The following is a 6,268-nucleotide window of genomic DNA, read 5'->3' as shown; positions in this document are numbered from 1 at the left end:
AGCTGGGGCAGAGTCTTTTTCACTCTTTATTGGGCTTGTACTTCTAAGCTATTTGGTGGCTGTATTGGCTCCATCTCTTTTTAATCCGAATTTTCTAGTCTATACTCTGATAGTAGGGATTTTCTTCTTTTTCAATCGTGCCCGTTATCTGGGAGTGACCTACTATAGTCGTTTTCATTTTACGATTTTGGGTTGTTTTTTCCTAACCTTGGCGATTACAGCTCTTTTGATGTTGCGGAATTATCAATTCAATATAGAAATTTATCAGCACAATCCTTTGAACGTTAAATACCTGTCTGTTTGGGTCATTACTTATGTTATTTACCTTCCTTGGGTTTTTATCGGCAATCTTGGTCTTAAAAGTTATGGTGAATGGGCTCAGAAAAAGTTTGAAAAAGACATGGATGAACTGGAGAGTGGAGAATAGCTTGTTACTCTTTTCTCAATCCACCTAAAATGTGATATAATAGTATTAATTTATTGGAATACATGAAAGTTTTTGAAAATTTTCATGTGTTTCTAGCTAAGGAAGTAGGAAAAGTATGTATCCAGATGATAGTTTGACATTGCACACGGACTTGTACCAGATTAATATGATGCAGGTTTACTTTGACCAAGGGATTCACAACAAGAAGGCGGTCTTTGAGGTGTATTTCCGCCAACAGCCTTTTAAGAACGGCTATGCGGTTTTTGCTGGTTTGGAAAGGATTGTGAGTTATCTTGAAGACCTGCGTTTTTCAGATAGTGATATTGCCTATTTGGAGTCGCTAGGCTATCATGGGGCATTCTTGGACTATCTCCGCAATTTCAAGTTGGAGTTGACCGTTCGTTCTGCCCAAGAAGGGGACTTGGTCTTTGCTAATGAACCGATTGTACAGGTGGAAGGCCCTCTAGCCCAATGTCAATTGGTCGAAACGGCCCTTTTGAACATCGTCAACTACCAGACATTAGTGGCTACTAAGGCAGCTCGTATTCGTTCGGTTATCGAAGATGAACCTTTGATGGAGTTTGGAACACGTCGGGCGCAAGAAATGGATGCGGCTATCTGGGGAACACGAGCAGCGGTGATTGGTGGTGCCAATGGAACTAGCAACGTGCGTGCTGGTAAACTCTTTGACATTCCTGTCTTGGGGACCCATGCCCACGCCTTGGTACAGGTTTATGGCAATGACTATGAGGCTTTCAGGGCTTACGCTGCGACCCACAAAAACTGTGTCTTTCTTGTGGACACCTATGACACCCTTCGCATTGGGGTACCCGCTGCCATTCAGGTGGCGCGTGAGCTGGGTAACCAGATTAACTTTATGGGTGTTCGGATTGACTCTGGGGATATTGCCTACATTTCTAAGAAAGTCCGTCAGCAATTGGACGATGCTGGATTTACAGAGGCTAAGATTTATGCTTCAAATGATTTGGACGAAAATACCATCCTCAACCTCAAGATGCAAAAGGCCAAGATTGATGTCTGGGGCGTGGGAACTAAGCTGATTACAGCCTATGACCAGCCAGCTCTTGGGGCAGTTTATAAGATTGTTGCGATCGAAGATGAAAATGGGAACATGCGCAATACAATTAAGCTGTCAAATAATGCTGAAAAAGTGTCTACACCAGGTAAGAAGCAGGTGTGGCGCATTACCAGTCGTGAAAAAGGCAAGTCAGAAGGAGACTATATCACTTATGATGGCGTAGATGTTGCCAGCATGACAGAAATCAAGATGTTCCATCCGACCTATACTTACATCAAGAAGACGGTTCGTAATTTTGACGCTGTTCCTCTCTTAGTGGATATCTTCAAAGACGGAAAATTGATTTACAATCTGCCTAGCTTGACTGAGATTCAGGATTATGCTCGTAAGGAATTTGACAAGCTTTGGGATGAATACAAGCGCGTGCTCAATCCTCAGCATTATCCAGTGGATTTGGCGCGTGATGTATGGCAAGACAAGATGGACTTGATTGACAAAATGCGTAAGGAAGCCCTCGGTGAAGGAGAAGAAGAATGAGTTTGCAAGAAACGATTATCCAAGAGCTGGGTGTCAAACCAGTGATTGATGCCCAGGAAGAAATTCGTCGTTCCATTGATTTCTTAAAAAGATACTTGAAAAAACACCCCTTCCTAAAGACCTTTGTATTAGGGATTTCTGGGGGACAAGACTCAACATTAGCAGGACGATTGGCTCAACTGGCCATGGAAGAACTGCGAGCAGAGACAGGAGATGATAGCTACAAATTTATCGCTGTACGCCTGCCTTATGGAGTGCAAGCTGATGAAGCAGACGCTCAAAAAGCTCTAGCCTTCATCCAGCCAGATGTCAGCTTGGTTGTGAATATCAAGGAATCAGCTGATGCCATGACAGCTGCAGTTGAAGCGACAGGTAGTCCTGTTTCAGACTTCAACAAGGGCAATATCAAGGCTCGTTGCCGTATGATTGCTCAATATGCCCTGGCAGGTGCCCATAGCGGAGCGGTCATTGGAACAGACCACGCCGCGGAAAATATCACAGGCTTTTTTACCAAGTTTGGTGACGGTGGTGCGGATATTCTCCCTCTTTACCGCCTCAATAAACGTCAAGGGAAACAACTCTTGCAGGAACTTGGTGCAGACCCAGCCCTTTATGAAAAAATCCCAACAGCAGACCTAGAAGAAGACAAACCTGGTTTGGCTGACGAGATAGCCCTCGGAGTCACCTATGCAGAGATTGACGACTACCTAGAAGGCAAAACAATCAGCCCAGAATCTCAAGCGACTATCGAAAACTGGTGGCACAAAGGCCAACACAAACGCCACCTACCAATCACCGTATTCGATGACTTTTGGGAGTGAGACAGAAAACGGTAACTCACAGAGTTCGATTTCGTCGTCTCACCCCCGCAACGATGACTAGGTTTGAAAAAGCTTGCTAGAGCGCATTTCAAACCAGACAGCGACTGCGTCAAGGGATTAGATGAAAAACTCGTTTTCTAGCTGTTACTGAGTTTAGTCTTTTTACCCCGATCATGGAAACAAGTAAGCGAGGAAGGTCCAGTGGACCTTTTTAGCTTGAGCCTTGAAATTCAAAAGCAAAACAAGTTTCAATGGAGATTGGACAGAGAATCATCTATCAGAAAGTGAGGTAGTATCATGAAAGCAATCGGTACGCAAATATTACAGACAGAACGTTTGATTTTAAGAAGATTTGTGGAGAGCGATGCAGAGGCCATGTTTCAAAATTGGGCTTCGTCTGCTGAGAATCTAACCTACGTCACTTGGGATCCTCATCCTGATGTCGAGGTGACTCGAAACTCGATTCGTAATTGGGTTGCCTCCTATACAAATCCCAACTATTACAAATGGGCCATTTGTCTCAAAGAAAACCCGGAGCAGGTGATAGGAGATATCAGCATCGTTGCAATAGATGAGAACGATTTTTCTTGTGAAATTGGCTATGTGTTAGGCAAGGCTTACTGGGGTCATGGTATGATGACAGAGGCCTTGAAAGCTGTCTTGGACTTTTGTTTTACTCAAGCAGACTTTCAAGAAGTCAAGGCACGTTATGCCAGTCTCAATCCAGCTTCAGGTCGTGTCATGGAGAAGGCTGGAATGTCCTATCTAAAGACTATTAGCAATGGTGTAGAGAGAAAAGGCTATCTTGCGGACCTTATTTATTATCAGATAAGTAGGGAAGACTAGTGAATGTTCTTTTCAGTTTCCACCAAAGTCAGACTTTGTCTGGCTTTTTTTGCAACATTTTTTACATAACCTGATTAAATTCCTATTTTTTCCTATCATTGCCCCTGTTTTTTCTGGAATTTTAGGGCTATAATAGTCCTATCAAATCAAAGAATGGAGGAAGGCAATGGATAATATAATCTTTTTTATCAGTGTTTTTCTTGCTGGAATTCTTTCCTTTTTTTCTCCTTGTATTTTACCCTTGTTGCCAGTCTATGCAGGGGTCTTGTTGGATGACAAAGATGGTGCTCAGTCTTCTAGCGGAAAAATTTCAATCTCACTTGTTAGTTTATTGCGAACTCTGGCCTTTATAGCGGGGATTTCTTTTATCTTTATCTTACTGGGATATGGTGCTGGTTTTTTAGGAGACCTTTTGTATGCCTCTTGGTTTCAGTATGTGACGGGTGCGGTTATCATTCTCTTAGGCTTGCACCAGATGGAAGTCTTACATTTTCAGGGACTCTACAAGGAAAGAAGGATACAATTACAGAGACAGGGGCAAAAGGGTAAGGGCTATAGTCAGGCATTTTTACTGGGGTTGACCTTTAGTTTTGCTTGGACGCCTTGTGTGGGGCCGGTTCTTGGCTCTGTTTTGGCTTTAGCAGCTTCAGGTGGTTCAGGTGCTTGGCAGGGAGCTGGTCTCATGTTAATCTATACGCTGGGTCTAGCGCTACCATTTTTGGTTCTAGCTCTAGCCTCCAGCTATGTTTTGAAACATTTCCGAAAACTTCATCCCTATCTAAGGACCCTCAAAAAAGTGGGTGGTTTCCTCATTATCGTGATGGGAATCTTGGTGCTTTTGGGAAATGCTTCCATTTTGACTACATTATTTGAATAGGGAGGAAAAAGAAATGAAAAAATGGCAAACATGTCTCCTTGGAGTAGGCTCAATCTGTTGCTTGGCAGCCTGTTCGGCTAAAAATATGTCAGACGAATCTACTATGAAGGAGCAAACAAAAACAGAACAAGTTAGTTCGCAAACTGCGACTAAAGGTCAGGCGGTTGCTGATTTTGAACTGACGGGAGTTGATGGCAAGACTTACCGTTTATCTGATTACAAGGGCAAGAAAGTCTATCTCAAATTCTGGGCGTCTTGGTGTTCCATCTGTCTAGCCAGTCTTCCAGATACAGATGAAATTGCTAAGGATGCTGGTGATGACTATGTGGTCTTGACAGTGGTGTCTCCTGGACACAAGGGGGAACAAGCTGAAGCAGACTTTAAGAACTGGTACAAGGGCTTGGATTATAAAAATTTCCCAGTTCTAATTGACCCATCAGGCAAACTTTTGGAAAGTTATGGTGTCCGTTCTTACCCAACTCAAGCCTTTATAGACAGGGAAGGTAAGCTAGTCAAAACGCAACCAGGTTTTATGGATAAGGATATGATTTTAAAAGAATTGAAAGAAATGGGGTAGAGAAAGGTCATGAATGATAAAGTAAAGTTGTTGGTCTGGGCGGGTTTTTTTTTCTTAGCCATAAGCGGTTTCTATTTTCTATTGATGCGAAATGCAGGGCAGACAGATAGCTCGCAAATTGAGAGAGCATCAGTTAGCCAAGGAGGAAAAACAGTGAAAAAAACAGAAGTGAGTAAAGATGCAGACTTGCACGAAATTTATCTGGCTGGAGGTTGTTTCTGGGGAGTTGAGGAATATTTCTCACGCGTTCCCGGTGTGACAGATGCCGTATCAGGCTATGCAAATGGTAGAGGGGAAACAACCAAGTACGAATTGATTAACCAAACAGGTCATGCGGAGACTGTCCATGTTACTTATGATGCCAATCAAATTTCCCTCAAGGAAATCCTGCTTCATTATTTCCGCATTATCAATCCAACCAGCAAAAATAAACAAGGAAATGATGTGGGAACCCAGTACCGTACTGGTGTTTATTATACAGATGGCAAAGATTTAGAGGTGATTAACCAAGTCTTTGATGAGGTGGCTAAGAAATACGACCAACCTCTAGCAGTTGAAAAGGATAACTTGAAGAATTTCGTGGTGGCTGAGGATTACCACCAAGACTATCTCAAGAAAAATCCAAATGGCTATTGCCATATCGACATCAAAAAAGCCGATGAGCCATTAATTGATGATAAAAAATACCCAAAACCAAGTGATGCAGAATTAAAGCAAAAATTGACCGCACTTTGTGTGGGATGAAAAGCAAAATGGGCAAAGTAAGTTAGTTTACTTTGCCCATTTTTATTAACTATTTGTAGCTTACATTTATTTGATCATCGCCTTAAATAGATTGCGGCGATCAGAATTAAATGTCGGCTGTGCGGTTGGTATGGATAAAACCATACGCAAACAATCTTGTGTAAGTTGAACCGCTTGTTCGTTAGTCAGATTCGGGTCGAGTGGTGAATGTAAGGAGCAACTTAAATATTGCGGTACATTTTCAACACTACTAACGGTGAAAGTGAGTGCTTTGTACGGTAGTTGTACAGTGAGTTTATCACCTAATTCACGTGGCTCCCATTGTTGTTGAGGGCCTGGCAGAATCACCACGCTCATCATCCATGGGGTTAATACTGTGCCGATCCATTGATCTTCAAAT

General features: G+C 42.6%; 7 protein-coding genes and 1 pseudogene. 7 read left to right on the top strand and 1 reads right to left on the bottom strand.

Going from position 1 to position 6,268, the window contains the following annotated elements; all coding sequences use genetic code 11:
* The 7 genes and pseudogenes from QZ565_RS07650 to msrA all read left to right on the top strand — a co-directional run.
* Positions 1-427: DUF6773 family protein (locus QZ565_RS07650; protein WP_295527807.1), on the top strand; the 427-nt coding region annotated here is incomplete at its 5' end.
* Between the two features lie 115 nt (positions 428-542).
* Entirely contained in the window at positions 543-2,003 is a 1,461-nt protein-coding gene (locus QZ565_RS07645; protein WP_295527803.1) for a nicotinate phosphoribosyltransferase, read from the top strand.
* Positions 2,000-2,824, top strand: a complete 825-nt coding sequence (gene nadE / locus QZ565_RS07640; RefSeq protein ID WP_295527800.1) for an ammonia-dependent NAD(+) synthetase — start codon at positions 2,000-2,002, stop codon at positions 2,822-2,824. Before QZ565_RS07645 ends, nadE begins: the two co-directional genes overlap by 4 nt.
* Positions 2,825-3,121: 297 nt before the next feature.
* Complete coding sequence (locus tag QZ565_RS07635; protein ID WP_295527798.1) at positions 3,122-3,670, top strand: GNAT family N-acetyltransferase; 549 nt, start codon at positions 3,122-3,124, stop codon at positions 3,668-3,670.
* Positions 3,671-3,836: 166 nt separating this feature from the next.
* Complete coding sequence (ccdA2, locus tag QZ565_RS07630; RefSeq protein WP_295527793.1) at positions 3,837-4,547, top strand: thiol-disulfide oxidoreductase-associated membrane protein CcdA2; 711 nt, start codon at positions 3,837-3,839, stop codon at positions 4,545-4,547.
* 13 nt (positions 4,548-4,560) lie between these two features.
* Positions 4,561-5,124 carry a redoxin family protein gene (locus QZ565_RS07625; RefSeq protein WP_295527790.1) on the top strand — a complete coding sequence of 188 codons (564 nt, stop codon included), beginning with the start codon at positions 4,561-4,563 and terminating at the stop codon, positions 5,122-5,124.
* A gap of 9 nt (positions 5,125-5,133) precedes the next feature.
* Positions 5,134-5,850 (top strand): annotated as a pseudogene (gene msrA / locus QZ565_RS07620) (peptide-methionine (S)-S-oxide reductase MsrA); the annotation flags it as partial.
* A gap of 84 nt (positions 5,851-5,934) precedes the next feature.
* Here msrA and hybE read toward each other — a convergent pair.
* Positions 5,935-6,268, bottom strand: a 334-nt coding sequence (gene hybE / locus QZ565_RS07615; protein WP_295527788.1) for a [NiFe]-hydrogenase assembly chaperone HybE, incomplete at its 5' end; no start/stop codon positions are given.

This window comes from uncultured Streptococcus sp., assembly GCF_915066115.1.
In the GTDB taxonomy this organism is placed as follows: Bacteria; Bacillota; Bacilli; order Lactobacillales; family Streptococcaceae; genus Streptococcus.
The sequence above is the reverse complement of the archived record's forward strand: the minus strand, read 5'-3'. Positions and strand labels throughout refer to the sequence as shown.

Coding starts and splice junctions, on each gene's coding strand:
- QZ565_RS07645 (WP_295527803.1), top strand. CDS start 543: ATGTATCCAGATGATAGTTTGACATTGCACACGGACTTGTACCAGATT.
- nadE (WP_295527800.1), top strand. CDS start 2,000: ATGAGTTTGCAAGAAACGATTATCCAAGAGCTGGGTGTCAAACCAGTG.
- QZ565_RS07635 (WP_295527798.1), top strand. CDS start 3,122: ATGAAAGCAATCGGTACGCAAATATTACAGACAGAACGTTTGATTTTA.
- ccdA2 (WP_295527793.1), top strand. CDS start 3,837: ATGGATAATATAATCTTTTTTATCAGTGTTTTTCTTGCTGGAATTCTT.
- QZ565_RS07625 (WP_295527790.1), top strand. CDS start 4,561: ATGAAAAAATGGCAAACATGTCTCCTTGGAGTAGGCTCAATCTGTTGC.